The 26,638-nt window shown below is 57.7% G+C and carries 25 protein-coding genes, 5 tRNA genes and 1 pseudogene; 6 read left to right on the forward strand and 25 right to left on the reverse strand.

Annotated features, from left to right (window positions below; genetic code table 11):
* Window positions 1-26: 26 nt before the first annotated feature.
* The 18 genes and pseudogenes from DWY05_RS08090 to DWY05_RS08180 form a co-directional block, all read right to left on the reverse strand.
* Window positions 27-992, reverse strand: a complete 966-nt coding sequence (locus tag DWY05_RS08090) for a pseudouridine synthase (RefSeq protein ID WP_370448092.1) — start codon at window positions 990-992, stop codon at window positions 27-29.
* A complete protein-coding gene (scpB, locus tag DWY05_RS08095; protein ID WP_117821493.1) occupies window positions 979-1,707 on the reverse strand; it encodes an SMC-Scp complex subunit ScpB in 729 nt (242 codons plus the stop codon). The genes DWY05_RS08090 and scpB overlap by 14 nt, the downstream gene beginning before the upstream one ends.
* Window positions 1,708-1,718: 11 nt before the next feature.
* Window positions 1,719-2,528, reverse strand: a complete 810-nt coding sequence (locus DWY05_RS08100) for a ScpA family protein (RefSeq protein ID WP_117821492.1) — start codon at window positions 2,526-2,528, stop codon at window positions 1,719-1,721.
* A gap of 84 nt (window positions 2,529-2,612) precedes the next feature.
* Entirely contained in the window at window positions 2,613-3,296 is a 684-nt protein-coding gene (locus DWY05_RS08105; protein WP_117821491.1) for a site-2 protease family protein, read from the reverse strand.
* Window positions 3,297-3,305: 9 nt separating this feature from the next.
* On the reverse strand, window positions 3,306-3,602 hold the full coding sequence (locus tag DWY05_RS08110; protein ID WP_055250169.1) for a hypothetical protein: 297 nt from the start codon (window positions 3,600-3,602) through the stop codon (window positions 3,306-3,308).
* Window positions 3,589-5,493: an ABC-F family ATP-binding cassette domain-containing protein gene (locus tag DWY05_RS08115; protein ID WP_233511297.1), complete on the reverse strand. Its 1,905-nt coding sequence runs from the start codon at window positions 5,491-5,493 to the stop codon at window positions 3,589-3,591. The genes DWY05_RS08110 and DWY05_RS08115 overlap by 14 nt, the downstream gene beginning before the upstream one ends.
* A 199-nt stretch (window positions 5,494-5,692) precedes the next feature.
* Window positions 5,693-5,768, reverse strand: a tRNA-Ile gene (locus DWY05_RS08120).
* Window positions 5,769-5,966: 198 nt separating this feature from the next.
* Window positions 5,967-6,039, reverse strand: a tRNA-Ala gene (locus tag DWY05_RS08125).
* Between the two features lie 479 nt (window positions 6,040-6,518).
* Window positions 6,519-6,594 (reverse strand) — tRNA-Ile (locus DWY05_RS08130).
* Between the two features lie 198 nt (window positions 6,595-6,792).
* Window positions 6,793-6,865 (reverse strand) — tRNA-Ala (locus tag DWY05_RS08135).
* 411 nt (window positions 6,866-7,276) lie between these two features.
* Window positions 7,277-8,434, reverse strand: coding sequence for a hypothetical protein (locus tag DWY05_RS08140; RefSeq protein WP_117821469.1), 1,158 nt, complete (start codon window positions 8,432-8,434; stop codon window positions 7,277-7,279).
* A gap of 447 nt (window positions 8,435-8,881) precedes the next feature.
* Window positions 8,882-8,956 (reverse strand) — tRNA-Val (locus tag DWY05_RS08145).
* Window positions 8,957-9,094: 138 nt separating this feature from the next.
* Window positions 9,095-9,883, reverse strand: coding sequence for a DUF3825 domain-containing protein (locus tag DWY05_RS08150; protein WP_233504072.1), 789 nt, complete (start codon window positions 9,881-9,883; stop codon window positions 9,095-9,097).
* Window positions 9,884-9,970: 87 nt separating this feature from the next.
* A complete protein-coding gene (locus DWY05_RS08155) occupies window positions 9,971-10,636 on the reverse strand; it encodes a helix-turn-helix domain-containing protein (RefSeq protein WP_117821468.1) in 666 nt (221 codons plus the stop codon).
* Window positions 10,637-11,123: 487 nt separating this feature from the next.
* Window positions 11,124-11,384, reverse strand: coding sequence for a nucleotidyltransferase family protein (locus DWY05_RS08160; protein WP_199409629.1), 261 nt, complete (start codon window positions 11,382-11,384; stop codon window positions 11,124-11,126).
* A gap of 66 nt (window positions 11,385-11,450) precedes the next feature.
* Window positions 11,451-11,729: a hypothetical protein gene (locus DWY05_RS08165; RefSeq protein WP_117821466.1), complete on the reverse strand. Its 279-nt coding sequence runs from the start codon at window positions 11,727-11,729 to the stop codon at window positions 11,451-11,453.
* 582 nt (window positions 11,730-12,311) lie between these two features.
* Window positions 12,312-13,244, reverse strand: a pseudogene (locus tag DWY05_RS10135) (Abi family protein).
* A 262-nt stretch (window positions 13,245-13,506) separates the two neighbouring features.
* Entirely contained in the window at window positions 13,507-14,601 is a 1,095-nt protein-coding gene (locus DWY05_RS08180; RefSeq protein ID WP_117821463.1) for a hypothetical protein, read from the reverse strand.
* 365 nt (window positions 14,602-14,966) lie between these two features.
* On the opposite strand from DWY05_RS08180, the gene DWY05_RS08185 reads away from it, so the two are divergent.
* A complete protein-coding gene (locus DWY05_RS08185; RefSeq protein ID WP_117821462.1) occupies window positions 14,967-16,073 on the forward strand; it encodes an AbiH family protein in 1,107 nt (368 codons plus the stop codon).
* 200 nt (window positions 16,074-16,273) lie between these two features.
* Here the strand turns inward: DWY05_RS08185 and DWY05_RS08190 are convergent, their stop codons facing one another.
* The 3 genes from DWY05_RS08190 to DWY05_RS08200 form a co-directional block, all read right to left on the reverse strand.
* Entirely contained in the window at window positions 16,274-16,552 is a 279-nt protein-coding gene (locus tag DWY05_RS08190) for a hypothetical protein (protein ID WP_199409627.1), read from the reverse strand.
* 221 nt (window positions 16,553-16,773) lie between these two features.
* Window positions 16,774-17,727: a hypothetical protein gene (locus DWY05_RS08195; protein ID WP_117757184.1), complete on the reverse strand. Its 954-nt coding sequence runs from the start codon at window positions 17,725-17,727 to the stop codon at window positions 16,774-16,776.
* Complete coding sequence (locus DWY05_RS08200) at window positions 17,720-18,436, reverse strand: Panacea domain-containing protein (protein WP_158558735.1); 717 nt, start codon at window positions 18,434-18,436, stop codon at window positions 17,720-17,722. The genes DWY05_RS08195 and DWY05_RS08200 overlap by 8 nt, the downstream gene beginning before the upstream one ends.
* Before the next feature lie 94 nt (window positions 18,437-18,530).
* Here DWY05_RS08200 and DWY05_RS08205 point away from each other — a divergent pair, with 94 nt between their 5' ends.
* Window positions 18,531-18,821 (forward strand): transposase, encoded by a 291-nt coding sequence (locus tag DWY05_RS08205; protein ID WP_117803213.1) that lies wholly within the window; start codon window positions 18,531-18,533, stop codon window positions 18,819-18,821.
* A 21-nt stretch (window positions 18,822-18,842) separates the two neighbouring features.
* Complete coding sequence (locus DWY05_RS09970) at window positions 18,843-18,998, forward strand: hypothetical protein (RefSeq protein ID WP_158558734.1); 156 nt, start codon at window positions 18,843-18,845, stop codon at window positions 18,996-18,998.
* 546 nt (window positions 18,999-19,544) lie between these two features.
* On the opposite strand, the gene DWY05_RS08215 is transcribed toward DWY05_RS09970, so the two are convergent.
* Window positions 19,545-21,851: a S8 family peptidase gene (locus DWY05_RS08215; protein ID WP_117821460.1), complete on the reverse strand. Its 2,307-nt coding sequence runs from the start codon at window positions 21,849-21,851 to the stop codon at window positions 19,545-19,547.
* A 3-nt stretch (window positions 21,852-21,854) separates the two neighbouring features.
* Entirely contained in the window at window positions 21,855-22,952 is a 1,098-nt protein-coding gene (locus tag DWY05_RS08220; protein ID WP_158558733.1) for an ATP-binding protein, read from the reverse strand.
* Between the two features lie 293 nt (window positions 22,953-23,245).
* On the opposite strand from DWY05_RS08220, the gene DWY05_RS08225 reads away from it, so the two are divergent.
* From DWY05_RS08225 to DWY05_RS08235, 3 genes are all read left to right on the forward strand, one after another.
* Window positions 23,246-23,446 (forward strand): hypothetical protein, encoded by a 201-nt coding sequence (locus tag DWY05_RS08225; RefSeq protein WP_117821458.1) that lies wholly within the window; start codon window positions 23,246-23,248, stop codon window positions 23,444-23,446.
* Between the two features lie 105 nt (window positions 23,447-23,551).
* Entirely contained in the window at window positions 23,552-24,688 is a 1,137-nt protein-coding gene (locus DWY05_RS08230) for an IS110 family transposase (protein WP_117821457.1), read from the forward strand.
* 332 nt (window positions 24,689-25,020) lie between these two features.
* Window positions 25,021-25,635 (forward strand): hypothetical protein, encoded by a 615-nt coding sequence (locus DWY05_RS08235; RefSeq protein WP_117821456.1) that lies wholly within the window; start codon window positions 25,021-25,023, stop codon window positions 25,633-25,635.
* A 106-nt stretch (window positions 25,636-25,741) separates the two neighbouring features.
* On the opposite strand, the gene DWY05_RS08240 is transcribed toward DWY05_RS08235, so the two are convergent.
* Window positions 25,742-26,023, reverse strand: a complete 282-nt coding sequence (locus tag DWY05_RS08240; RefSeq protein WP_117860055.1) for a hypothetical protein — start codon at window positions 26,021-26,023, stop codon at window positions 25,742-25,744.
* A gap of 14 nt (window positions 26,024-26,037) precedes the next feature.
* Window positions 26,038-26,304 carry a hypothetical protein gene (locus DWY05_RS08245; protein ID WP_117821455.1) on the reverse strand — a complete coding sequence of 89 codons (267 nt, stop codon included), beginning with the start codon at window positions 26,302-26,304 and terminating at the stop codon, window positions 26,038-26,040.
* Window positions 26,305-26,638: the final 334 nt, after the last annotated feature.

Consider the following 26,638-nt stretch of genomic DNA (forward strand, 5'->3'; position numbering starts at 1 on the left):
GCGGGCGTTGGGGCGCGGCGGTTTGCCTAGCCAGTGTAGCGCTCGCGGTAGGTGTTGCGCTTGGGCGCGGAGCCGTGGCTGCCATGGTGACGCGTGCGGCTGGCGGACGTGTCTTGGGGCTTGCCGCCGTTGCTCTTTGCGCTCGCCTGTTTGGGCGGGATGCCGCCGGCCTTGAGGATCTGCACCTCGCGGTCGGTGAGCTCGCGCCACGAGCCCTTGGCCACGCCCTCGAGCTCAAGGCCGGCAAAGTTGCAGCGATGCAGACGGATTACCGGATGGTGAATCTTGCTCAGCATGCGCTTAACCTGGTTTTTGCGACCCTCGCGGATGATGATCTCCACGGCGGTGGTGCCGGGCTTGACGCCCTGGGGAGCTACAGCCTCGGCCTCGCGCGCGTTGATGACGCGGCAGATTGCCGGCTGGCATAGACCGTCGTCGAGCTCGATGCCGCTGCGGAGTGGTTCCAAGTCGCGGTCGGACAGCCGTCCGTCCACAAGCGCCTGGTAGGTCTTGTAGACGTGCTTGCTGGGGTGCAGCAGATCCTGAGACAGGTCGCCGTCGGTGGTAAAGAGCAAAAGGCCTGTGGTGTCGCGGTCCAGGCGACCCACTGGAAACAGGCCCGGAAAGCGGTCGCGGGGGACCAGGTCGGCCACGCAAGGGCGCTCCTGTGGATCGCTCATGGTGGTGAGGTAGCCGGTCGGCTTGTAGAGCATCAGGTACACGGCGCCCTGGTTGAGCTTGACGGGCATGCCGTCGACCTCGATATGGTCGCGGTCGACGTCGACCTTGGTGCCCAGCTCGGTCGCGACCTCGCCGTTAACGGTCACGCGGGCGGCGGTCATCAGGTCCTCCGAGCCGCGGCGGCTCGCCACGCCCGCGCGCGCCAAAAAGCGCTGCAGGCGCATGGTGTGCGGATAGACGGGCTGGGCGTCGGTGGTGGGTACTGCGATGCCCATGGCGCGCGTCTCCCCTACTTCGTTAGTCCTCGTCATGTAAATCCTCCGAGGTCTCGTCGACGACCAGAGCCTCCAAGTCCTCAACTGCCTCAACATTTTCAACATCGGTATCGAGCAGTTCGCGCTCTTCATCCAGGTCATCGGCCTGCTCCTCGAGCGTGGACTGAATGCTGCGGCCGCTCAGGCGCTCGCGGATAAACTGACGCGACTGCTCGTCGGGGGCAAACTGCTCCAGATCGGGCAGGTCGCGGGTGGAGCGCAGGCCGAACTTCTCCAAAAAGGCGTTGGTCGTGCCGTAGATGATGGCCTGACCGCGCTGGGGGTCGCGGCCGAGCTCGCGCACCAGACCTTTGTCCACGAGCGACGCGATGACGCCGTCGGAATTGACGCCGCGGATACCCTTGACCGCCTCGCGCGTAACGGGCTGGTGGTATGCGATGACGGCCAGTGTTTCGAGCGCCGCCTGCGACAGCTTTTGCGTGTCCCAGCTCAGCACATAGGCCTCGACCACGTCGTGGTAGGCGGGGTGCGTGAACAGGCGCCAGCCGCCGGCGACCTCGCGCAGCTGAAAGCCGCGATTGGCCTCCTCGTACTCAACCTTGAGCTCTGCGAGCAGTGACGCACACTCACCCGGGGCGATATCCAGCGCACCTGCCAGTGCAGGCGCGCTCACGGGGTCACTCGACACCAGCAGCAGCGCCTCGAGGGCGCCTTTGAGACTGTTTGCCTCCAGCGTGGAAAGGGTTGACATGATTGCGGCTCCTATTCGGTGAGTTCGGGGCCCTCGCCGGGCACGTATGCCTCGGCGCCCTCGACTCGGTTGATGCAGATGGTTCCAAAGATCTCGTCCTGGCTCAGCGTGAGCGAGCCGCGCTTGGCGAGCTCCAGCATGGCCAGGAAGGTGACGACGAGCTGCTCGGTCGTGGCGTCGCCGTCCAGCAGCTCGCGGAAGGTGCAGGTTTGGTGCGCCATGGTAAAGCGGTCGACTGAGGCCACGGTCAGGTCGAGCGGCACGCGATGCGGCGCCACGTGCTCGGCCTCCAGTAGGAAGGTCTGGCGCTTGCCGTCCAGGTCGGCACAGATGACGGCGAGACCGCGCAGGGTAATGCCGGCCAGATAGTCGGGCATGAGGCCCAAGAACTCGGGATCGGGGCCGGCCACACGCGGGTGCATGCGGCTTTCGGCCTGCATGCGCGCGCCAAGGGCCGCCGCCGCGCCCTTAAACTGCTTGTAGGCGATCAGGCGCTGGATCAGGACCTCACGCAGGGCATCGCCGTCGAGCGCGCTGAGTTCCTCGAGTTCATCGTCGTCCTCGTCATCGTCGTCGGTTTTACGCGGGGCCTCCTGCGGCACCAGAGAGGCGGCCTTGATGTCCAAAAGGGTTGCCGCGACCAGCAGAAAGTCGCTCGCCACGTCCAGGTCCAGCGCCTCGATGCGCTCGGCCTCGGCAAGGTACTGATCGGCCACCTCGCTGATGGAGATGGCGCCGATATCTACTTTTTGGCGGGTTACCAGCTGCAGTAGCAGGTCGAACGGTCCGCTGTAGACCTGCGTCGACACGCGATACGACATCTTCGACCTCCTTTGACGGCGCCTTCGCGGCGCGGTTTGGGTGCATGTTGAGACCGTTTTGCACGGTCGACCTGTAAGTTTACCCTAGATGCCGGCGATTGCGAAGTTGAGCAGCCGCTCAGCCAGCGGATACACGGTAACGTCGAAATAGCGGCCGATTACATCGATGCCGGTCCACATAGGCAGCAGGTACAGCACCAGGATGAGGATGGGCATAGCGTATTGCTGCAGACGGTAATAGTTGTTGAGCGCCTTGCCTTTGAGGAACGGCACGATGATCGACGAGCCATCGAGCGGCGGGATCGGGATGAGGTTGAAGAACGCGAGCGACAGGTTGACCACGATGAACGCGGCGCCGAAGTTCATGATCTGTGACGCCAGGGCAAAGGACATGCTGGTGTAGAGGCTGCCGTAGGTTGCGTGCATGAGGACGGCCGCGAGGCACGCGAGTGCGATGTTCGACGCGGGGCCGGCCGCGCTCACCAGGACCTCGTCACGCTTGGGGTGCTTGAGGTTGTTGAGGTACACGGGCACGGGCTTGGCGAAGGCGAATACCGGGCCGCCGGCGGCAAGCATGAGCAGCGGCAGGATGATAGTGCCAAACGGGTCGATATGGTTGAGCGGGTTGAGCGAGACGCGCCCGCGCGAACGGGCCGTCTTGTCGCCGAGCGCCCAGGCTGCGGCAGCGTGCGCGCTCTCGTGGATGACGATACCCACGATGACGGCAACGGCGCTCGCGAGCAGGTTCATGAGGTAGCTGCTGGACATAGCGCTCCCCTAGCGGACGCGGCGCGAGGCGCGTGTGAGCAGGTAGTCGGCTACAAACAGAATTACGGCAACGATGGCGTAATCCAGGCGGAACACGCCGCCAAAGGGCGACGTGATGACGCCGTAGCCGGCGATAGCGCTCGGCAGCGCGCGCGAAAGCTCAACGACAAAGCCCACGATCTGCAGCTTGGCGGTGAGGCCGCTAAAACACAGCAGCACGGTCATCGCGCTCATAAAGATGCCGCAGATGCGACAAGCGATGGCGATGATGCTCATCGCCACGGCAGTGGCCTTACGAGAGTTCACGCGCGGTCTCCTCTTCGATCTGGGTGGAAAGCTCGAGCCATTCGTCCTCGAGCTTGGGTAGCTCTTGCTTAAGGCCGTTATATTCCCCCAGCGCGGCGTTGAACTTATCCTGATCGGCATAAAGCTCTTCGCTGGCCATCAATTCCATAAGCTCGTCATAGCGGGCGCGCTTTTTGTCGAGCTCCGCTTCGATCTTCTTAAGCTGGTTGCGCACGCCCTTGAGCTTTTTGTTGAGCGCGGCGCGGGCCTGGGCCTCGGCGCGCTTTTGCTCCTTGGTCTTTTTGCCCTCGGCAGGCTTGGAAGCGGTGGCGGGGGTGTCGGGCTGGGCCGCGGTGACCTTAGCGGACTTGGTCGCGGCAGGCGCGCTCTCCCCTGCCGCCTCGGCGGCGGCGCGCTCCGCAAGGTCCTCGCGCTTGTAGAGGTAGTAGTCGTAGTCGCCGTCATAGACCGTGACCTTGCCGTCACGGATGTCGATCACGCGGTTGGCCACGGCGCGCACCAGGTGCTCGTCGTGGCTGATCAGCACGATGGTGCCGGGGAAGTTTTGCAGGGCGTTCTCGAGCATGTCCACCGAGTCGATGTCCAAGTGGTTGGTGGGCTCGTCCAGGCACAGGAGCGCCTCGGGGGCAACGAGCATCTTGGCGAGCGCCAGGCGCGCCTTTTCGCCGCCGGAGAGGACGCGAACCTGCTTCTCGATGGAATCGTTGTCGCTAAACAGGAAGGCGCCCAGCAGGCTGCGCTGCTGCGGCACGGTCCACTTGGGCGTGACGGTGTCGATCTCTTGCAGGACAGTGTTGGACTCGGTCATGCCCTCGAGCGCGTGCTGAGCGTAGTAGGCGACGCCCACGTTGGTGCCCAAGTCGCGCGTGCCGGTGGTGGGCGGCTCCAAGCCGGCGATGATCTTCATGAGGGTAGACTTGCCGGCGCCGTTGGGGCCGACGAGCGCCACGTGCTCGCCGCGGTAGAGTTTGAGGTCGATGTCGCTGTAAATGTGCTTGTCGCCGTAGGACTTGGATACGACCTCGAGGCCCACGACCATGTCGCCGGAGCGCGGCGGGTCGGGGAACTTAAAATCGATGTGCTTGTGGCCCTCGGGCAGGATGACGAGCTCCTTTTTGATTTGCTCGATCTTGCGGATGCGCTCCTGGGCCTGCGCGGCTTTGGTGGGCTTGTAGCGGAACTTGTCGACGAAGACCTGCATATGGGCGATATCGCGCTCCTGGGCGGCGCGCTTGGCACGCATCTGCTCCAGGTTGTCCTCGCGCTGCTTGAGGTAGCTGCTGTAGTTACCGGTGTAGGTGGTTACGCGGCGGTTTTCGAGGGCGGCGACGTGGTCGACGCAGGCGTCCATGAAGGCGCGGTCGTGGCTGACGATGAGGACGGCGCCGTCGTAGTTCGCGATAAAGCCGCGCAGCCACTGGACGCTTTCGAGGTCCAGGTGGTTGGTGGGCTCGTCCAAAAGCAGCAAGTCGGGGTGGCGCAGGAAGAGCTTGGCCAGCGCGATGCGCATCTGCCAGCCGCCCGAGAACTCGGAGCACGGGCGCTCAAAGTCGGTGACCTTAAAGCCCAGGCCGGACAGGATCTTGCGGGCGTTGCTCTCAAGCTCGTAGCCGCCCAAGTGCTCAAAGCGGTCCTGGACCTGGCCGTACTCGTTAAGGAGTGCGTCGACGTCCTTGCCCTGCTCGGAGAGCTCGGTGATCTGGGCCTGCAGCTCGTTGGCGCGCTCGCCCATGCGACGGATTTCCTTGGCGGCGGCCATGACCTCGGCAAGGATGGTGGTGTCCTTTTGCTCCAGGTTGGTTTCCTGCTCTAGGTAACCCACCTGGCAGTCCTTGGCGTACTGGACCTGGCCGGCGTCGGGGCTGTCGATGCCCATGATGATCTTGAGCATGGTGGTTTTGCCGGCTCCGTTGGGTCCCACGAGCGCGAAGCGCTCGCCGGGGGTGATCTGAGGGCCGGTTTCGTGGCGGCGTCATCGCAGGCAGCCGACCGAGGACGCCCGGAAATGAGCAAGCAGGTTATTTGCAAGTGAAAACCACTGCTATGAAAAAGAAAACAGACCAGACATATTGCCTGGCCTGTTAAAAAACTGGTGGGCCCTCCGGGATTCGAACCCAGAACCCAGGGATTATGAGTCCCCTGCGCTAACCGTTGCGCCAAGAGCCCTTGTAATGCGGCGGATGTGATAGAGGTCGCCAGAACGCCCCGCCCATCTTGAGCCACGACGTGAAATACTACCATGCACGCGGCACCCGTTCAACGCACGATCTTGTCGACCAGGAGGATCATGGTGCCGCCTTTGACCTTGTGTGCCTATATGAAAAAAGGCCCCAACTTGCGTTGGAGCCTCATTCAATGCTCGGGTGGAGACGAGGGGGATCGAACCCCTGACCTCTTGACTGCCAGTCAAGCGCTCTCCCAGCTGAGCTACGCCCCCGTGCGAAGAAGTACTATACGGGAACCCCCCCGCCGATGCAAGGACAATTTTGGAAAATATTCTGCGGCGCGCGGAACGGGCACGAGGCCGAAGAGGCACACGATGCCCGAAATTGCCCGCGGGGCGCGCCCCGCGGGCGGCGGCGTGGCCGCCGCCCTCCTTCCCGGCACCCGCCCGGCCGCCCCCGGGGACCTCACGCCACGGATGCGGCCCATCTACTACGTTTGGCCCACATCCCCCGACCATGGCGTCTCGGGCAAAAATAAAACCGCAGGTAGACGGCCTGCGGTTTTCGAGAAATACGGGGTATGGTCGAGGAGTCGGGGCTAAACGTAGTAGATGGGCCGGTTTCGTGGCGGCGTCATCGCAGGCAGCCGACCGAGGACGCCCGGAAATGAGCAAGCAGGTTATTTGCAAGTGAAAACCACTGCTATGAAAAAGAAAACAGACCAGACATATTGCCTGGCCTGTTAAAAAACTGGTGGGCCCTCCGGGATTCGAACCCAGAACCCAGGGATTATGAGTCCCCTGCGCTAACCGTTGCGCCAAGAGCCCTTGTAATGCGGCGGATGTGATAGAGGTCGCCAGAACGCCCCGCCCATCTTGAGCCACGACGTGAAATACTACCATGCACGCGGCACCCGTTCAACGCACGATCTTGTCGACCAGGAGGATCATGGTGCCGCCTTTGACCTTGTGTGCCTATATGAAAAAAGGCCCCAACTTGCGTTGGAGCCTCATTCAATGCTCGGGTGGAGACGAGGGGGATCGAACCCCTGACCTCTTGACTGCCAGTCAAGCGCTCTCCCAGCTGAGCTACGCCCCCGTGCGAAGAAGTACTATACGGGAACTCCCCCGCCGATGCAAGGACAATTTTGGAAAATATTCTGCGGCGCGCGGAACGGGCACGAGGCCGAAGAGGCACACGATGCCCGAAATTGCCCGCGGGGCGCGCCCCGCGGGCGGCGGCGTGGCCGCCGCCCTCCTTCCCGGCACCCGCCCGGCCGCCCCCGGGGACCTCACGCCACGGATGCGGCCCATCTACTACGTTTGGCCCACATCCCCCGACCATGGCGTCTCGGGCAAAAATAAAACCGCAGGTAGACGGCCTGCGGTTTTCGAGAAATACGGGGTATGGTCGAGGAGTCGGGGCTAAACGTAGTAGATGGGCCGGTTTCGTGGCGGCGTCATCGCAGGCAGCCGACCGAGGACGCCCGGAAGTGGGCAAGGCAACCGTCTAGCGACCGATTTCCAGCCAATTGCACAGGACGTTGGCTCGTAACTCCATTTCCGTTGTCTTTTGCGCTTTAGTTTTGCACCTATAGCGCAAACCCAAGCGCGAGCAAAGACTTCGTACGATCGCATCAAGCTGCTCGGCATCGTTAAGCATGTCGTGCGTAACCAGGAAGACGTCATGCCCCATACTTTGCAGCGCCGTCATGCGTTTGGCATCGTGGTCGAGCACAGCGCCTGATCCGTGGATGACCTCGCCCTGAATCTCCACGATGCCTGCCTTCGTTATGGTTGGATTCACGATCACGATATCCCCGTAGCAGACTTTTTGCCCTGCAATGCTCTGCGCCGATGCGGTAAGCGGCGTAAGGTCGTTGACGTAAACGTTTCTAAAGCCGGCACCGCCGCGAGAGCGAGGAAGCGATAGCAATAAAATTCCTGCAACTTCGAGCGGAGAAGCGGCTATACCCGTCACCAGCTGCGCGGCGTTGTAAAACTTCGTCCCCCACTTTCGTTTTTTCATCTTACTGGCGTACTCATGAAGCTCGTGTAATTCGATGAGTGGCTTTCTCATCCAGAGCGAAGTGCCCTTTAGTTTTGTGACCTCATTCGTCTTCTTTTGTCCGTTGGTCCCCTTCGTATTTACCTGTTCCTTGACTTTTATGCGAGCATAAACGCGTTTCCATTGTGGCTCGTCTTGACTTTCATCGAGGTCAAAGAGGGATTCGGTCGTTGCATTCTCGGCAGCGTCTTTGGCTTTGTCTAGTTCCGCTTCTGCTGCGGCGGTGGGCTCAAAGACTGAGAACCATCCGCAGAATTCGTACATGGCAAGGACAAGATCGGTTGGAGACACAAAGCGCGCCATGGTAAATAGCGTCGCAAGTGGATTGGTAACCCTAAAGCTCATCGCGGTTTCCAGCGTGCTGTCCACCCCAGAAGCATCATCGCAGTGGATAGTTGTCCGTAATCCCGAATGGTAGTTAACGCCACCGGGAACTGTTGTGGTAATAATCGGGGTCTTGAGGACGTCGACTACAAAGGGCGATTGAGATAGGGCACGCCAGCCGTCTTCGGAGTTGGGCAGGCGCGGGTAGAGATCGCGCACCTGAGGCGGGCAACGCCAGTAGCGGAATGCGGTGTTTGCGCAGACGATTTCGTCCATTTGCGTCTCCCCTGGTATCGGCCATTGACCGCGCGGATTGCGGACATCGACGATTATCTACTGGGGCATCATGCGGGTAAGTACCGGAAGCTGACCAAACGCTGACCAAAAAATGGATGGGATGTGTTGAAAGGTTGTCACGAGGCGTGAATGTGCTGGTACGAGCCGTGAGTCAGTGGTCTCTGTCTCCACAATTGCGTATGAATCATGCAAAGAATTCATTGAAAGAGCGCGTGATCTTTCTTCGAAATGGTCAATGACGTCACCTAATGTTAGTCAACGAACGGAATCTTTATTCAATATGTAGGAATTGTGAAGGGGACATGATCAATAAAAAACGGGACCCCATTTTAATAAAAATCAAAAATTTGGTGTCAGTTTTGGTGTCACCCTTGGTGTCAAAAAGAAAAAGGCCAGAGACTTAACACCTCTGACCTGTGCTTTAGATGGTGGGCGATACAAGATTCGAACTTGTGACCCCATCCGTGTGAAGGATATGCTCTACCCCTGAGCCAATCGCCCGTCGCCTTTCGGCAAAAGAGATACTATCATAGCCGCGCGTGGTTTACCAAGAACTTTTTGCCTTCGATTTGAAATTCGTGGGTTCAAGCCAAGCAGAAGTAAGCAAAGCAATCGACAAACCAGCAGCTTAACCACCCTTTATCGCTTGATCCACGAAGTCTCGGGGCGGCAGATCAGTCGCGCATTGTTGTAGGCCATGTCGAGCGTGAGGCAGGTGCGCGCGGCGTAAAAGCCGTCCTCGCGCTGGATGGTCAGCGCCAGCTCGGGCTTATCGCCGGTCAGGCACAGCGGCGGCAGCAGCTGAATCCGGCCGCCATAGAACTGCGGCACCGCGAGCGTGTAGTTGGCGGCGGCGCGGCGGGCGGCCTCGACGACGGCGCCCTCAAAGGCGCGGCGCAGCAGCAGCGAGTTGCCCTCCCCCATCAGGCTGGCGGGAATACGCGTAAGGTTTTCCTCGTCGCCCAGAATGTGGTCGATGTTGGAGCGGATTGGCAGGCGGTAGTCAAAGACCAGCTCGGATGGGTCCTCGGCAAAGCGTACGCGGCACGGCAGGTACTCAAACGAGACCAGCATAGGGTCGCTCTCCTTAAAGAAGCCCTTCAAAAACCAGCGCTGGCGCGCGTCGGGCTTGGTGTTAGGCTCAAACAGGCCGTAGATGGTCTCGTAGCGGTGCGTGTACAGGCCGGTGTTAAACAGGCAGCGGTCGTCGTCGAACACCAGCGGCAGGTTGGACTGCGCAGTCTGATTCACGTCACGCTCGGTCAAAAACACCGCGCGGCTAAACGAAAACGACAGGTAGTTTTTGAGGATGCGGTTGCTAGAACCCCAGTCCTCGGGGTCAGCAAGGTCGGCTAAGCGTTCGTAGCAGGGCTTGGGGCAAAACGCGAAGTCGTACACATTGCTGCACAGAGTGCTGGGGATCTCCATATGGCTTCCAATCAAGATAATGGCATGCGTGCGGATGCTTAGATTCTATACGTGTGATGTAATACCGGGGAGCCCAAAAAAGTGGCATTAGGAGTCGTACTCTAGGGCGATCGGTTGCCAGACGAGGTCTTCGATGGCGCAGCTTAGGGTGTTTGCGAGCGCCAATGCCGAGGAGACCGAGGCGCGGCGCAGGTCGAGCTGGTCCTGCTCGTAGAGTTGTATGGCGCGAAGTTTAACCCCCGATTGGGCGGCGAGCTGTTTTTGCGTTAGGCCGGCAGCCTTTCGCGCCGCTTTGAGGCCCTTTTTGTCTGCCTGGGCATCGTTCCATTTATCAATGACAATCTGGGCGAATTTGTCTTCGGAGGCCTCGTGGAGCGGATGATACGAGCCGATGATCCAATCGAGCGGAGCGACTTCGAATAGTTCATCAAAGCCCAAGCTGCACATCCATTGCGCATAGGCCAAAACCCAGCCCGCCCAATACTGAGGCGAACGGTCGAACGGATAGGTCTCCCTGCGTTCGACGGGGGTCAGTCCCGCATGGGCGATAATATCGCGCGCGAGCTCGTCGCCCGCCATGCCGCAGACGACGCGAGGTATACCGCACTCAAACTGTTTCATCTCAAAAGCGTTCGACAGGATCGCCGTCAACTCGACTGAAGTCAACCCTTGGTCACAGAGGGCAAAGTCGACCGCCTCGCCCAGCGTTCTCATGGCATCCTCGAGATACATCTCACTGTAGGCGTGGGTCATCGCCCGTCATCCCCTCTCGAATGATATCGACGATACGAATTCCCTCAAACGGATTTTCGGCAAGTAGCTCCCGATATTCAATACTGGCTTCTAAGGCTCGCCGAGTCCGGAAGTGCGGGAAAAACCGAGTTCTACCGACCAGACCCCGGCTTTTCGCTTCCGCGACCTGCGGTTTTGTTGGCAAAAATCGCGTTGTACTCGGCGATTACTGATTTTTCCCACACTTCCGGAATTCGCATAAAAATGGCGAGGTACGTACCTCGCCAGTCTGACACTTCCGAGACAATCTCCTCTTCGGTGATTGAATTCTCTCACACTTCAGGGGCTTTTAGAGCCACATCGATTAGGGCGGCGGCATTGTCGAAGCGGCCGGGATTCCCCCCTGGCAAAGAACGCATCGCTCTCGTGGATTGCCTCAAGGCTTTCCGTGTTGGGCTCGGCGTGCGGAATGAGCCGTGGGATGGTATCTGTAAGCTCCTTGTCACGTTTACTTCGCTTCATAGAGACGCACCTCATCCTGTTCGAGATTTTTGCGGAAGGGCGGGCGCATGTGCTCTGGTGGGTTGGTGACGATATCAACCTTTCGCCCAAGCTCCTTTTCCAGCTCAAGTGAAAGTTCATATAGCGTGCCGAACGTCATGGTGTTGCCACAGACTAGGCACAAGTCAATATCGCTATCGGGCGCTTGCTCGCCTCGGGCGAACGAGCCAAACAGATATGCCTCGCGGACGTCGTAGCGAGCCAGCATGCGGGAGGCCGCAGTGGATATGTCGGTAGGCGAGATCATGGATAATTGCCGCTCAACAGTAAAACATCAAGGGACCAGCGCCGAAACCGTCGGTCCAGCTTTTTGGCGCTCGGCGAGCCCAAAGATAAACGGGGCGTTTGATCTAACAAATTCAGTCAAGAAATTGAGGTCATCAGCATTAAATCCTTCGACATTGAACCATTTAACCGCAGGCAAGAAGCATTCCGCATGGTCAAAGCCAAAGTCAACCGGGCACTCGACGGCTACGTGAACGGTTCCGTCTTCTCTGGTCTCTGAGTAGGCAAACTGGGTGCCATCATCGAGCTGAACATAGCTCCAAAACATGACTACCCCCTTAGTGTTTATATCCGAGTAAAAAGAGCAGACTGGATGTAACGCGGCGTGAATTGAATTATTCCTATAAGACACGAACTCTGACAACAGGCCATCTCCGAAAGTATGCGGCAAATCTCAGACTTGTTGACTACACCGGAAAGCGGCAGCACTTCCACCTGCGGTTTCTTTACGTTAGAAGGGGTTGTGGTCGGGGGTTCCGGAATTTGCCGCATACTTCCGTTATGCGATTCCGAAAGTGCGGGGAAACCCGAGATCTGCCGACCAGACCCCAGTTTCGAGCTTCCGCGACCTGCGGTTTTGTTGCTAAAAATCAAGTTGTGCTCGGCGGTTTTAAATTTTTACCCGCACTTCCGAAAATCGGGTCATTCAGCAACGATATGCGGTGCCCAAGAGTGCTATGCGAGGTAAGAAGAGCGTTAAGAAAATTGCGCCCGAGCCATCCGACCCCCCCCAGCCTTGCGTCCATTATGGCATCCGATAACCACAACGCGCCTGAACCAAGGTATTCACACTCAATTTCATCGTCAATAATTTCCTAAAACAAGTGAATTACTTTTAGGCGGGTCGAATCTAAATTTTATACCTAGTTATCTTTTTCCATTCGGCTGGGAAACCCATGGCCTCAAGGAGGCGCTCCTCGCCGATGCTCTCATCCAATGACAAGTATCCGTTAACGCACTTGACGAGCTTAGCCTTGAATGCCTTGAACTCATCGTCGCGCAGGAGGTATCGAAGGGTGATCACTGCCGAGAAGACGTCTACCTTGCCGCAAACGTAATCCGGCCCAATCTTCTCGATGCCGAGCTTGGCGTGCAAGGCCGTGTCAGGAATCTCAACGTGGCACCTGTGGGAGAAGAGTCGCTCGCCATGTGCGCAGACGTTCCTGTAGAGGGCGAGTACGCGGATAAACGACGAGAGTTCTTTCGGGTTTCCGACCCCGAACCTCTTAGCAATCTTGGCCTTCTCGCTGTCCCTGAGCGCCGTGAGCATTTTTGAAGTCTGTCCGAAGGTCATGGCGTTCACGACGACCTATAGAGGCACGTTCTTATATGCCCCGCGGTAGTAGACAAGGCATTCGTGGCTGGTATCCTTGTTGGCGATATAGTCAAGCATGTTCAGCAGCTTTGGGAGAACTCGCTTCGCGCCCTTCGACGTCGCGTAGCAGCGGGCGTCTAGATACTTGCTCTGGGACTCGCCATATGCAGCGCAGAACTCGTAGGCCAGCGCCGACCTGATCTTCGCCTCGACCTTGAGCAGCGCATCGAGCATTATCTCCCTAAGATCCACGTCGAACTCGTAAAGCGCTAGGATGTCTCCAAAAGTGGCACCTTCGCGGTATACCCGGGTGCTCGGGTCGCGGAAAAACGACTGGTAGCCGTTCACGACCGGGAAATAGCCGATGTCCGCAAGCACCCTTCGGCAAACCTCTTCGTCCTCGATTCTGAGGCCGGAGCTTCTGAGCTTCTCCATCTGCTGCTGGTAGGTAAGGAATTCTTTGGGCATCGTCGCTCTTCCCGAAAATAAAAGGGGAACCCGCAGGCTCCCCTCCGGTTCCAGGCATCGAAAGCTTCTGGACCCTAATCACTGACATGATACTATCTTCAAACTTGCGCGCTGTCAAGCACATGCACTGAGTATCCTCCGGCAAACATTACCAGCACGTCCGGTATTGCTCGCATGAAAAAGGCAACACTCCTTCACTGAAAGCGTTGCCTCTAAAGCGTCTACAGAACTCCTACATTTAAGCCAGATGATCCTCACCACATCAGCAACTATGTGAGGTGGTGAGGAACGCTGTGCCAAGCAGAAATAGCGTTAGGGACACGGCGATCCAATTTGTGTCGCTGGTTTTGGGGAGTGACGAGGGGGTCTTGGTGGTGGCCTTGGGCCTAGAGGTCTTGGCGGCCGTGGTCTTGGCCACTGTGGTCGTGGTCGTGGTCACCGTCTTAGTCGCGGCCGCTGGCTTCAGAGTGGGATTCGTCGACGGATCCGTAGCTGGCTCTCCGGTAGCGGGGTCAGTGCCAGGGACGGAAGGACCATCCCCCGGCACATCGCGCGCATCGCTCTCCCCCGCCGGGCCAGCAGCGCCCTCGGGCTCGATCGTCACACGCGCTGCCACGGACCCGTCGGCATTCACCACGCCGCCCGCACCAAAGGCCCCGCCCGCAGGCGCCACAAAGCGTGCGGATGCAAGCGACCCGCCCAGGCAGGCGACGCCACCGTCGGCGCCCGACGCATCCAGCCAGGACGCATCGACGGTAAGCTGCCCGGCCGCGCCACCGCCGGCAGCCCCGCCCAGCAGACACACACCATAGGTGCGCACGCCCGCCCCGGAGCCCGCGCCTGCGGCGACAACGCGCCCACCGCCGCGAACGGCAAGACCGTCCGCGATCACGCCGGCCACCCGCGCATCCGCGATGCCGGCGCCGTCGGCCCGCGCGTCAACCTTGCAGCCGTCCACCGCGAGCGTCCCCGACACGTAGATTCCGCACTGCGAGCCCGTGGCCACCAGCGACCCGGTGCCGCGGAGCGTCAGATCGCCCCACACCTCCATGCCGCACCGCGAGATGTCCACGTCGGGCGCGCTCGTCTCGACAACAGTGTTCTGCCCGGTCAGCGTCACCACCAGTTCGCCGTCGGCGCCGATGGCCTCGCCCGTGTAGCCGTTAAGATGCAGATGGTCGACATCGGTCCAGACCCAACCGGGGCCCGACACACCCGGCTCGTAGTACGTGGCGCCCGCGATGAACAGGCTGTCCGCGCCCGCGGCATAAGAAGGCCCGCCCAGCAAAACGCATAGGCAGGCCATGGCAGTAAACAGGATGTAGTGACGGCTAGTGTGGAACGCGGCAGCAAACATAACCGCTCCGATCTTCGCAAGAGCCAATGGGGGCTGCGCCAGAAAACTACCTGGTAGCAGCAGTTATTAGTGTAGCGAGATCAGGCGAGTGGCGAACGAATTAGCTGTAAACGAACCCCAAAATTAGGTGTAAATCGTTTTGCCAGTCGGTGAAAGGAAGATTCACGTTAGGCAAATATGCCGACCGCTGATTCCAAAATTAGCAGCACAGGGAAATTGACAATATCAAGTTACCAAAACCTTTCCTCAATGACGCCCCATGTCGTGTCCTCGCAAGTTGGATACCGTTGTAGCAACACCTTAGTAATCGGGTAAATAGTTGAGAATCTATTCACGGAGTTCACTACGATTGAAGGATTTAAATAATGCGCCAACTAATAATTCTTGGAAATGGATTCGACTTGACCTGCGGACTGAAGTCAAAGTTCTCAGATTTTTATCGCAATAGGATGAACGCAGCATGCTCAATTGAATCGATCCCTAAGGACGAAAGAAATGTCTGGGATGTCATTCTTTCTGAAATCGGTGAAAACGACCCATTGTGGTGCAATATAGAAAGCCTTATTTCAGCGTATGTGTTCCATGATGACGACTTGGGTTCAAGATTGGACCACATGTATGAGCAACTGGTGTGGACAATTGATCCGTCAAAACCAAATCGTTCTGAACATCCAGATAACGCCGTATACAATTACGTTTCAACTAGTCTGGGTAAGGAAAACGTTTCCCAGGATGAGCTCACCCATTTCCTTCTAACCTCACTAAAAGATTACGAGCACATCTTTGCGAGCTATCTAGAAAAACAAGTCGATAATAACAATAAATACAGGGAAAAGGCTGTGGAGTATTATGCAGCCATTCGCAATGCCTGCATTAATAAGGCCCAGCAAAAGAACTATGAAACATCTATCTTAAACTTTAACTATACAACCCCATTAAAATCGGAAGATCAGCAGCTGGGAATTGTTGCTGCCCGGAATATTCATGGCTCACTGGACAAAACGGACACAATATTTGGCATTGACGGAAAAGACGTCGCTGAAGACCATCCGGCGGTGCCGTTTACAAAAACATATAGGCTTATGTCATTAGTGCCATACGAAAGCGAAACTGCAAAACTCTGCGACAGCAATACCCGTTTCATCAAGATATCCGGACACTCGCTTTCTCGGGCTGACTATTCCTACTTCCAATCGATTTTTGACACCGTCAATCTATACGGTGGAGTTACTAAGCTTGTATTTCTATACAAAAAATATCCAAACAAGTCAGATAAAACAGTTGATGAGCAGGCAATTCGAGAAGATCTGTACTCACGCATATCGCATCTTCTGTATGAGTATGGAAGCACACTCGACAATAAAGACCATGGAAAGAATCTCATGCATAAACTTCTTCTAGAGCAAAGGTTGCTCATTAAAGACGTTGACGAGAATATATCAGTCTTACCTTCCAATATATATTTGCTTTAACACCTAATCCAGATTCGGCTCCCTGAGGTGGTAATTGAAGAGTAGGACCGGAGAACGTACGTATATCTATAAAAGCGTAATCAAAGGCTAATGGGACTTGTTTAACCAAAAGAGGGTGTATCGGTTTGCGCCGATACACCCTCTTTTCAATAATTGGATTTATGCACAAGGACAGAGTCGCCGCAGCCGTCAGCTCTCCCCTATTCCCTCTTAAACAGATCCCTCGTGTACACCTTGTCCGCCACGTCCGTGAGCTCGTCGCTCCAGCGGTTGGCGACGATCACGTCGCAGCCGGCCTTGAAGGCCTCCAGGTCGTGGGTCACCTCGGAGCCGAAGAACTCCGGCGCGTCCAGCGTGGGCTCGTAGACCACCACGGGCACGCCCTTGGCCTTCACGCGCTTCATGACGCCCTGGATGGAGCTCGCAATCCTAGCCTTGTCCTCCTGCTCGGCCTCGAGCTTGCAGATCTTGTTGTCCACCGTCTCGGGCTTCCAGCGCGAGCGTTCGGGCCACGCGGCGAGCTTCGCCTGCCTCTGGGTTCTGCTCGCAACGCGCTCGTGGCAGTATGTCTCGTGACGCGGGTTCGCCAGCGGCTCGTCGGCGTCCAAGCGTCACCTCCAATCAATCGCGCCCCGCCGCGAAAAGCGGGGAGCCGCCCCGGAGGGCGGCCCTGATTAGTCGTAGGTGTTTCCGCTTCCTGCTAGTTGTAAGCTGGCATAGGGATGAAGAATCTCGCGAAGACCGCGGCGGCGAGGAAGACGAGGGCGATGAAGTTTGCGATCTTCACGATCTTGGCCAGGTCAGGGCATTCAACTCTGGTCACCTTTCCCAGGAACGAGAGCAGGATCGCTATCGTGTCGAATAGGAATACTCCTATCACTGTCGCCATCGCGCATAGCCTGTAGATGCTCGCCCTGTCGATGCTCTGCAGGATGGATGAGGAGAAGGTCAGGCCCGCGACGAAGGCGACGACGATGCCGGTGAACACGCCGAGGACGGACACGTTTTCACGCTGCGCCTCTCTCTTTTCCTCCTCAATTCGCTTCAGCGAGTCATCTTCCAGACGTTTGATTTCGCTTTCCGTCTTTTCCTGCTGCTCTTTGATTTGCTCGTCGAGTTGCGTGCTCCTTTCCTCGAAGGAGCACATCATCTTCATCTGCTCCGTGTAGTGGAGTAGGCGCGTCTTCTCAAGCTCGATGTGGTCGCACAGCTTACGTACACTATCGGCCTGCTCCGAGCGGGGTCGGTCTTCCAGCATGCTTGTCAGGACCTTGCCCATGTTGTCGGCCAAGCGGCTTACGGGGTATGGGACGTTCGTCGGGTCGAGCTCGCAATCCTTGTAGTCAAACACGACGTTGCAGACGTCCGAGTATCTATGGCGGAACTTCACCTGCCCGCCGTACAGCTTTTCGAAGAAGGCCTTGACGTCGGCGATGTTTTCATCCGAGAGGGAGAGGCCTGGGTCGTCGGACGCTAAGGTTTCCAGAAGTTTGGTCAGCGCATCCCTTTTCTGTGTCTCATCGGAGTCCGCCTCGACGTCGGGAACAATGAGCATCGATTTCTCAAGATAGTCGCCGTTTGCGGCTTGGAGAACGCTCGTCAGAATCTCAAGGGCTCTTTTCATGCCGGCGGGCACTTCTTGATTCTCAGCCATTCTGGTCCGCCTTTGCGGCCGCGACGATGAGACCGTTTGGGATGATTCCCTTGTCTTGTCCGCGCCTATTGTAGACCTCATCCCACGGGGACCCCTTCGCATGGGAGACCCGTACGAGGTTCCAGGGAGAAAGTCCTCGCAGTTTTTCGATGATGGTGTTGATGAAATCTTCCTGCTCGTCGTTCTCGAAGCGGACTGCGTCAGGGAAAATCATCTTTATGGGCGAACCGCCGAACTCGGAGAACTTGACGTATACGTCGCGGATGACCGGGCCGTACTGCCATGCCTCGAACGTGTCGTCGAACAGGGGCGAGTCGTACCCCTTGATGAAAGTTAGTTGCAAGAAGTACAGCATCTTCTGTAGCTGTAGGTTGCTGACTGGCTTGTTGTCTTTATAGCATTTGTCAACTACGTATTTGGCGATTCCCATGGCGGTGTAGCTTGCGGTCGTGTTCATAATCTCCTCCTTTTGCCCATCATACCAGTGATGTGCTTCCCATCTGCGCGTATCGCGATAAAAGCATCTCAGCTCGCCCGGACAAAAAACGGACGGCCCGGACGGCCCCTCCAACGGGGGGTTTCGGTCTCGGACGCGCCCCCTAGTCTTCCACGGCCCCGGCACCAGGACGACCGGCACGAGCGCCAGAAACGCCACGAGCACGAGCGCCGTGACCGCAATGCACAACGCCCATTTCACGTCTTCGCCCATCACTTCACATCCTTCCGCTCGAACCTGCAGAAGCGCCCACATGCGGCCAAGGTCGCTACCGCGTATCTCGCGGTCGCAGCACCCCCCCCCGCTGATGGCGCGGGCGCGCTCCCTGTACACGCCGTCCACGCGTGCCGCTGCGGCGAGCCTGGTTCTGCAGTCGGCGAGCCCGGACTCGAGCTCCCAGCTCGTCACCGATCAGATCGGGGGGGTCTGCCCCAAGGCCGCCGAGGTGCTCGAGAAGGCCGAGGCCGACGCCCTGGGCTACCTGGACTTCCCCTGCGAGCACCACGTCAGCCTGCGCACCAAGAATGTGCAGGAGCGCACCGACCGCGAGCTCAAGCGCCGCAGCCGCGTCATACAGGTGTTCCCGAGCAGGAAGTAGCCCATCAGGATGATGGGCGCCGTGTTCGCCGAGATGGACAAGGAGTGGGTCGGCCGCCGCTGGTTCAACGACGACTCCATCGGCAGGGCCGTCGAGGGCGCCGTCGCCGAGCACGTGGCCAGGTTCATCGCGCTCGTCGTGGCCGACAGCCCGATTCCCGGCGGGAAGACGGCGTGACATACGCTAGGATGACGGCATTCTAGGCGATTCTCGGTTCCTCGGGTCGACTCCGGCTACCCTTGAGAACCGAGACCTACACCAACGATCGCGACACTACCGCACGCTTCGTGCCATCTGGATTGTTTTGGAAAAGAAAACGCCTCATGCTAGGCGCGTACAGGCTCTTCGTGTCAACGTGTATCAGCCTACCATGGAGCGGCGTTGCAGTGCGGCATGGAACGGCGTAGCAAAACTGATGCAATAATCAGCGAATAATCACAAGACCGGAATGGGGCCATGGCGACCTTCTTCAAAGGAGAAGGCCGCCATGGCAAGTCGAAATTCAACTCAGGGATTACTGAGCTCTTCGGAGAGAGTTCACATTCCGAAGACCTAAAGTATCAGTTCGTTAATGTGACCCTTGGAAACTTTCAAGAGTTGTTCAACGCGGTAGACAGATTGCTCGACGAGAGAGGCATCGTTCTGTCTGCCTAATATTATCCTATTGCTTTGTATGTAGCAGGACGGCCATCAGGCAATTATGCACGATGGCCGTCCATTCTATTAACTCCGTGCCTCAAGACGCGGCTCAATCCTGAGCTTGATTGGCTGCAAGTTGCGATACTCCTGGAGCGTACTGTTGTAAAGACTGCCATTGTAGCCTGGAGCATCGACCGTCACGACCACATAGTAACGAGTGAGCGCATCGGGATCGTTATTATTACGGAATAAGGATTGGAGCGTCAGCTTCGGGTCATACAATGAGCTTGATTTCATGCGCTGTGTCCTGCTAATGACACTGTCCCACTTCATATCGTTGGCTCGTAACTCTGACTCTTCCCAGTACTTCTTTGCAGGCTTGCTCACCGGCAAGGTTGATGAGGTGTAGCCCTGCAGTTCAAGTTCAGCTGCCTTGATACGCCCCTCCTCGGTGGCGAGATTCACCGTATGCCTATAGCTTGTACCTTTGAGCGAGTACGTGTATTTGTTGGCATGAGGAATGAGGGTATCTACTATGCAGCTTGAGGTGTATGCATCCGAATCATTGGGATTCGTTTCGCAGACTGCAACGATGGTCCAGCTGATTGTGATAAGCCCCTTCGCCGACTCGATGCCGGGGGCAAATATCGGCAGCGAGACAAGCTGCTTAGGTCTGAGCATGCCTTGATATAGCGTGGTGACGCGGTTGTCGTCACAGCTCAGACAACTCGATGGATCATCTGGGGCAATGCCGAAACCGTACTCTTCTCGAACAAAGCTATCACTGTGCTTCGAATTGTGGAGGACCAGAGCCCGGGCGAGATGCTGTGAGATATCCTCGCTTCGCGACATCATTCTGCCAAGCTTGTGGACGAGTAAAGGAGATGCAAAGCTGGTACCCGCGCTTGCGCCTAAAGCATTTCCGCTTGAGGCAACCACCACGAATGGCTTGTTGATGTCCCCTCCATACTCAAGGAGGTCGGGCTTGATTTTGGCACCCTCTCTTCCCGGACCAACACAGCTATACGGAGCGCGTGCCTTCGTACCATCAGGCAATATACAAAACGCGCCAACTCCGATGCCGTTGACCAGATCCGCTGGTGACTGCACACGATTATCTGGGCTTGGCAAATCGCCGTCATTGCCGGCCGCAATGCAAAAGAGGGGCGGCTCGGCATCGCGGTTGTACGACAGCACATCAAGCGCATAAGTGAAGCGGCTGATGTCATCGTCGAGAATGGGGCCAGCGGGGCCAAATGAGAGATTATACAGTTGGATGTCAGGATTATGCCCGACTACGTACTCGATAGCGTCGATCGATTCGTAGAGGTCAATGTCGATGGGATCGCTCGGTGGCAGCACTCGAAAGCTCTCAACCTTCACCTCGGGCGCAGGAAGGACGTCACTAGCTCCCTTACCAGAAAGCTCGCCATGCAGCACGGCTCCGCATACACCCGTTCCATGGTCGATGCCGTCTTGGTCGGGCAGCGATGCAACGGCATCATGCGCATTGACATAGCCGGAGAGGAGCGGGACATTGGGATTGCATCCACCATCGAAGACGCCGACGGTCACAGGTGGGACATTCTGGGCCGCAGCAACCTGCGGTGCTGGTGCGCTCATCGCGCTCCGTATCGGCTCGAAGGCGATTCTTCCCATCGGGTGAACCGTGCGCAGCGGGTTGATTCTCGCTGCTGCCATAGTAGCTTCCCTGCTCAACTGTGCGGCGATGAATGTAACGCCGTCTTTGTATGACCGTACCTCGATTTCGTCACGACCGAGTCCTGCTGCCTTGCAGAACAGGTCTACGGCATCCTCGGCGCTTTCTTGGAGCGGATGAAGCACGGCTTCGACCAGGCCCTCTTTCCATTCCGCATCGAAGCCAAGTATCTTTTCGCCCGGCTCAAGCAGGTCGAAGGAACGGATGGACATTACCTCGTTGCGCCATGCGTCCGATTCGTTTGACCCGGTGCGAAGCGCGTTTTCAAAATCGGCAAGACCCTTTGAGGTCGTGCGCAGGAAGTAGAGCTTTGCGAACTCGAACTGCTCTCCTGCATCTTCGTCATTACTGTTCTTCTGAGGTTGCACGTTACCTGTCTTGTATCTCCTGCCGCCGATGACTTGCAACTCGTCCGAAGAGGTGAGCACCGACGAGGGTGCATAGGACTTTGCTTCGAACTTGGGCTCCATACGTATACAGACCACCTTTTCCTCGAGGTAGGAATCAGGGTCGGTCTGCATCTGCCTGGACACAGCGCCGATATTAGCAAGGAGGCGGTTCCTAGCCTCTTCGTACTCGTGTGGCCGTGGCTTGGAACCTCCACCGGTTTTCTTCTGAACTGGCTGAGCATATGATTCGCCGTGAGCAAGGATTGGCAGCGGGTCGGACATGGCTTATGCCTCCTTCATGTAGCGGGAGACCGTCGAGGCGCCGACTCCGACGATCCGCGCAATGTCTCGCACGGTAAGGGCTGGGTTAATTTCTCTGAGTTTTATGCACGCCTCACTCTTCTCCTGCTTCGTTTGAGGTTTGCATTTGGAGTACAGCTCGCTCAGAGAAATGATCTCTATGCTCTCGCCCGGATTCATCACTGATTGGCGCTTAATGTGCTCGCAAAGCTTGCAAATGTCTGCGGCGCTCATGCCCGCGCTCTTCTCGACCATGAGGAAGAGCATCTCTTGCGAGAGCGTGAAGCGGTCGCTGGGCAAGTGTCTCTCGAAGAGTCGCATGCGTTCGTTCTCCTCGGGAAGCGGCACCTCTATAACTCTGTCGAAGCGCCGCCAAATCGCCCTATCCAACAACTCCGGATGATTTGTAGCTGCAAGCACGATGCTGCCCTTAGGGCATGTCTCGATTTCTTTGAGAAGAACGTTCACTAGGCGCTTCAATTCGCCGAGGTCACCCTCGTCATCACGCCGCTTCGCAATTGCGTCGAACTCGTCCAGGAAGAGCACCGCAGGCTGTGCGCGGACATAGTCGAAGACGCTCTTGATGTTTTGTCCGGATCGACCGAGATAGCTGGATATCGAAGTTGCGAGGTCGAGCGTTATGAGCGGAAGAGCGAGCTTGTATGCAAGCCAGTTGGCCGCGTATGTCTTACCCACGCCCGGAGCGCCAATGAAGAGGATACTGTTCGAGGGTTCGATCCCATCCTCGAAAAACCGCTGAATCAGACCTCTTTCCTTGAGAAAGTCGGCAAGCTCTTTTGTGGTTGCAGCATCAAGAATGGGGTCCGGTAGCTCGATTGGCTCTATGAACTCTACGAGAGAGAAGCGGGTCTCTCGGTCGATCGGTAGCGGGTTTATCTCGGCTGCACGGGTAGCCTCGCTTCTCATGTCAGATGCTGCAAGCGCCCCAGCGATCTCCGAAGCGAGATCAGGACGATCACGTCTCAGCTTGCGGGACACCGTGAGCGAGACTGACTCTACGAGTCTTCTGTCATTCTCTAAACAGGCTCTCACCAGCCTAGGTATGTAGTCTATTGCCTCCATATACCATTTCCTCTCTATTGCGGAAAATTGGAACATGCTTAGGATAGCAGATTTACAGCTGCTACCTTATAGATTGTGCTAAAGCTTTGAGCTCTTCGAAAGTGGCACAATACTAAATGTGATTTAGTTCGAGCTGACTACGCTCTTGTGACAGAGAAATACCCTGCTCCTAACATGCATTCGGGCGGGCTCCTGCCTGCGTGATTCACGAAAGTGGTTCCCATGAAGGAGGACACCGATGTGGGCAGACGACGGAGACGCAGCAGCACCCGCAAGGGTAAACAGACGAACAAGTGCAGCATGCGGTAGAAGAAGTTGCCGCCACCGACGATGGCCCCGACGAGTTCAAGGTCCTTCTCGCCAAGCAAGAGGTACGTATCAAGGAGCTTGAGGGCCAGGTGGCCGAGGCCGCCAAGACCGCAGAGGCAGCCGATGCCCTACGCGGCGTGATCGAGCAGGTGAAGGCCCGGGCGGCAGACGAGCGCGCAGAGTAGGAGCTGCGGCTGGCAGGCCGTACGCAATGTGAACTAGCGCGAGGTCGCCTTACTCGTGGAATAGGGAGGATTCAACATGGCTGACAACAGCATTGTCAGTGCCGACTGAATTTACCCACATGGGGCTACAAACAACTTGCGGAGGAAATCGGCGACCCGTCGGGCTGCGTGGCGGTAGGCATGGAGGGGACGACGTCGTATGGCGCCGGTCTATGCTCCTACCTCATGGAACGCGGCTATGACGTCTTCGAAGTACTTCGCCCCAAGAGGGAAAAGAGGCGAGTCGGAGAGGGCAAAACCGATGGCATCGACGCCGAGCACGCCGCCCGCGCGGTGGCTGCCGGAAAGGGCATAGTGCCGAAGTCCCACAACGAGTGGGTTGAGGGCCTGCGCGCCCTTACGGTGGCGAGATCCATACACGTCAACACCATGACCAGCGTATCCAACGCCATAGGCTCCCTCTTGGTGTCGGCCCCGGAGCGGGTCAGGACCAAATACCGGCCGCTCAAGGGAGCGAGCCTGTACAGGAAACTGGGGTCTTGCCGCCCGAATGCGGAAGACGACGTCGCCGGGCCGCTGCTTGCGTCCCCGAGGGCGCTCGCCAGGACCTGGCTGGAGCTCGATGAGAAAGCAGGCCAATTGGAGGGCGCCATGCATCGGCTCATCGAGGCCAATGCGCCAGCCCTCCTGCAGGTGAAGGGGTGCGGCACCGTCAACGCCGCGGAACTCGCGATCGCCGCGGGCGACAAACCGGAGCGCATCCCGAGCGAGGCAAGTTTCGCTTCGATCTGCGGCGTGTCCCCCATTCCCGCCTCCAGCGGAAAGACCGACAGGCACAGGCTCAACCGCGGCGGGAACAGGCAGGCCAATAAAGCTCTCCACATGATTGCCGTAAGCAGGATGAGCGGGGACGAGAGAACGCTCGCCTACATGGCAAAGCGCAAGTCCGACGGCAAGACGAAGCGAGAGGCCATGCGCTGCCTAAAGAGATTCATAGCCAGGGAGGTTTACTCGACGTTGCGGCACCCCATGAGGCTGAAGTACGCCCGGGGCGAGGAACTTGCGGCGATGAGAAAATCGCTCAGCCTGACCCAGCAGCAGATTGCCCGAGAGCTTAACGTGCCGAATGTAAGACTCAGCGAAATAGAAAGAGACGTATGCCCCCACGAGGAAATCAGACGCGAATACGACCGCTACCTGAATGCCAAAATGTCGGCCAGTAAAGGACTTGACAGCCCATAGGAGCGTCATTCGGGACGCTACCCTGTAAGTGACACGTCGGACTCCCTGGTGGAGTGGCGGTTGCGCGGCCCGGAGGGCATGGGCGGGTGCGCCACTCGCTCTCCAGCCAGGAACACCTCGACCGTCGACTCGGTCACCCTGATGTTGACCTCCCTTCCGACGAGCAGGTGGCTCACCGAGCAGCAGTTCCACCTGTAGGAGACACACACGACCTTGAGGCGTTCAAGAGGGGTGCCACGTGATTGTCACCAAACGTTGGGCAACGAGCTCGCGGACGTTGCGGACAAGGTGTAGACTCGCAATTTGTTTAAGAGACTAGAAGGGAAGGCCTTGTGCAACATCTCGCATTCCTCTTAGCCGGCAGTGCCGATACTCTCATTGGCGGGTTCATAGGCTTCTTTAGCAGCTTTGTAATTATGCTCATTACAAGGTGGCTTGATCGCAAGGGAAAGCTTAGAATTTACGCTAAACGCACGGTCGTTGACAATAAGAAGAGATGGGGATTTCACGAGGACGGCGGGCAATCTTTGCTTGTTGTGCCGCTCAAGCTCGAGTTCCAGAACACGACGGGACGTTCGCGGGTGGTCCGAAACGTCGATGTTGTTCCCTACAGGAACGGCAAGGAAGTCGCTAAAACTGTGCAAATCGAATACACAGAGAAAAAGCGAGCTGCGGGGGAAAAGGTTACTGAAGCGACAACTTCAGAGTATGGCGAGGAGGATGCCCATAACTCGTATTCTTTCACGCTGCCTCCCAACAGCATCGTGAACAAGAAGTGCCTTTTCTGCCTAAAGCATGAAAACGTGCCCGATTTCGACGAGCTCAGACTCGATTACTTTGACGAGCGTGACAGGCGCATATCACTGCACATCGACGAAATCGCCGGGGATTGGAAGCCGCGCGTGTTCGAGCCCGACCTCGATTGGGTGCTGCTCAAGAAGCGGTAGCAGCAAATAAAGATGGACTTGGTTTTGGAGCGCCCGAGAATTTTTCGGATGCTCCATTGTTTGACGGCGGGCTTCATGAAGTGGCCCCGTGTGGGGGCGACAGCGTTTACGGCGCGTCCGCGCGAAGCTGTGTTGTTCTCGAAGACCCTTTAATTTGGCCACAGCGCCTGCCGCCCGGAGCCGCCACACGCAGGTGCTTGCCCGTCGAGGGTTGGGCCGCGAGCGCGGCCCGTGCTTCGTTGGCAAGGGCACGCGCCACCTCGTCTTTATCAACGGCCTCCTTGCCGACGACCAGACCCATGACGCGTTGCAGGAACGCGACCTGGGCTCCCGCTATGAACCCGTATTCGCCGGCATTGGCCCCCACGATCACGAAGTCGCGCGTCACAGCGTCGAAGCTTTTCACGAGGATGCGGCGCGCGAGGAGACGGTCAGCACGTCGTAGTAGGAGTCCCCCGAAAGCGCGGCCCTCGCCATAATCACGAAGCGCTCAGTCGCAATTCTGTTGATCGGCTTCTCGGGGTGCTTCTTGATGCGGTCGCTGGAGAAGTAGCCCAGGGGGATGTCGCTAACGGGCCCGTCGCTGTTGGCGAACGCGGCCACATTGACCGTCTTGCGCCTGAAGAGGGTCTCGAGGGCCTTGGTGAGGAGCTCGGCGATGGCAAGCATGGCGCGGCCTCCCTACGGACGACGGAGATTGAATTGGGGTTTTGATGCCCGGCTATGATAGCGCTGCCCTCCCGTTCCGAGTGTCAGCTTTCGATGCCCAGACGGCCATATTTCGCGAGCATAACATGCCAAAATAATCATTGACATATACATTTTGATAAATACTATTGCGCCAACGACCGGTAAGGCACCCGCTGTCATGGAAAGTGGCGTCGCGACGAACGAATGATATGCACAACGCCTCCATGGCTTGCCCTAAACAAGAAAGGCCCCCAGCCACCGTGAACTGCGCCCCAATTCTTGGACGGGCTAATAAGCGGCCTACGCCGCACAT

Source organism: Collinsella sp. AF23-4AC (assembly GCF_003462685.1).
In the GTDB taxonomy this organism is placed as follows: Bacteria; Actinomycetota; Coriobacteriia; order Coriobacteriales; family Coriobacteriaceae; genus Collinsella.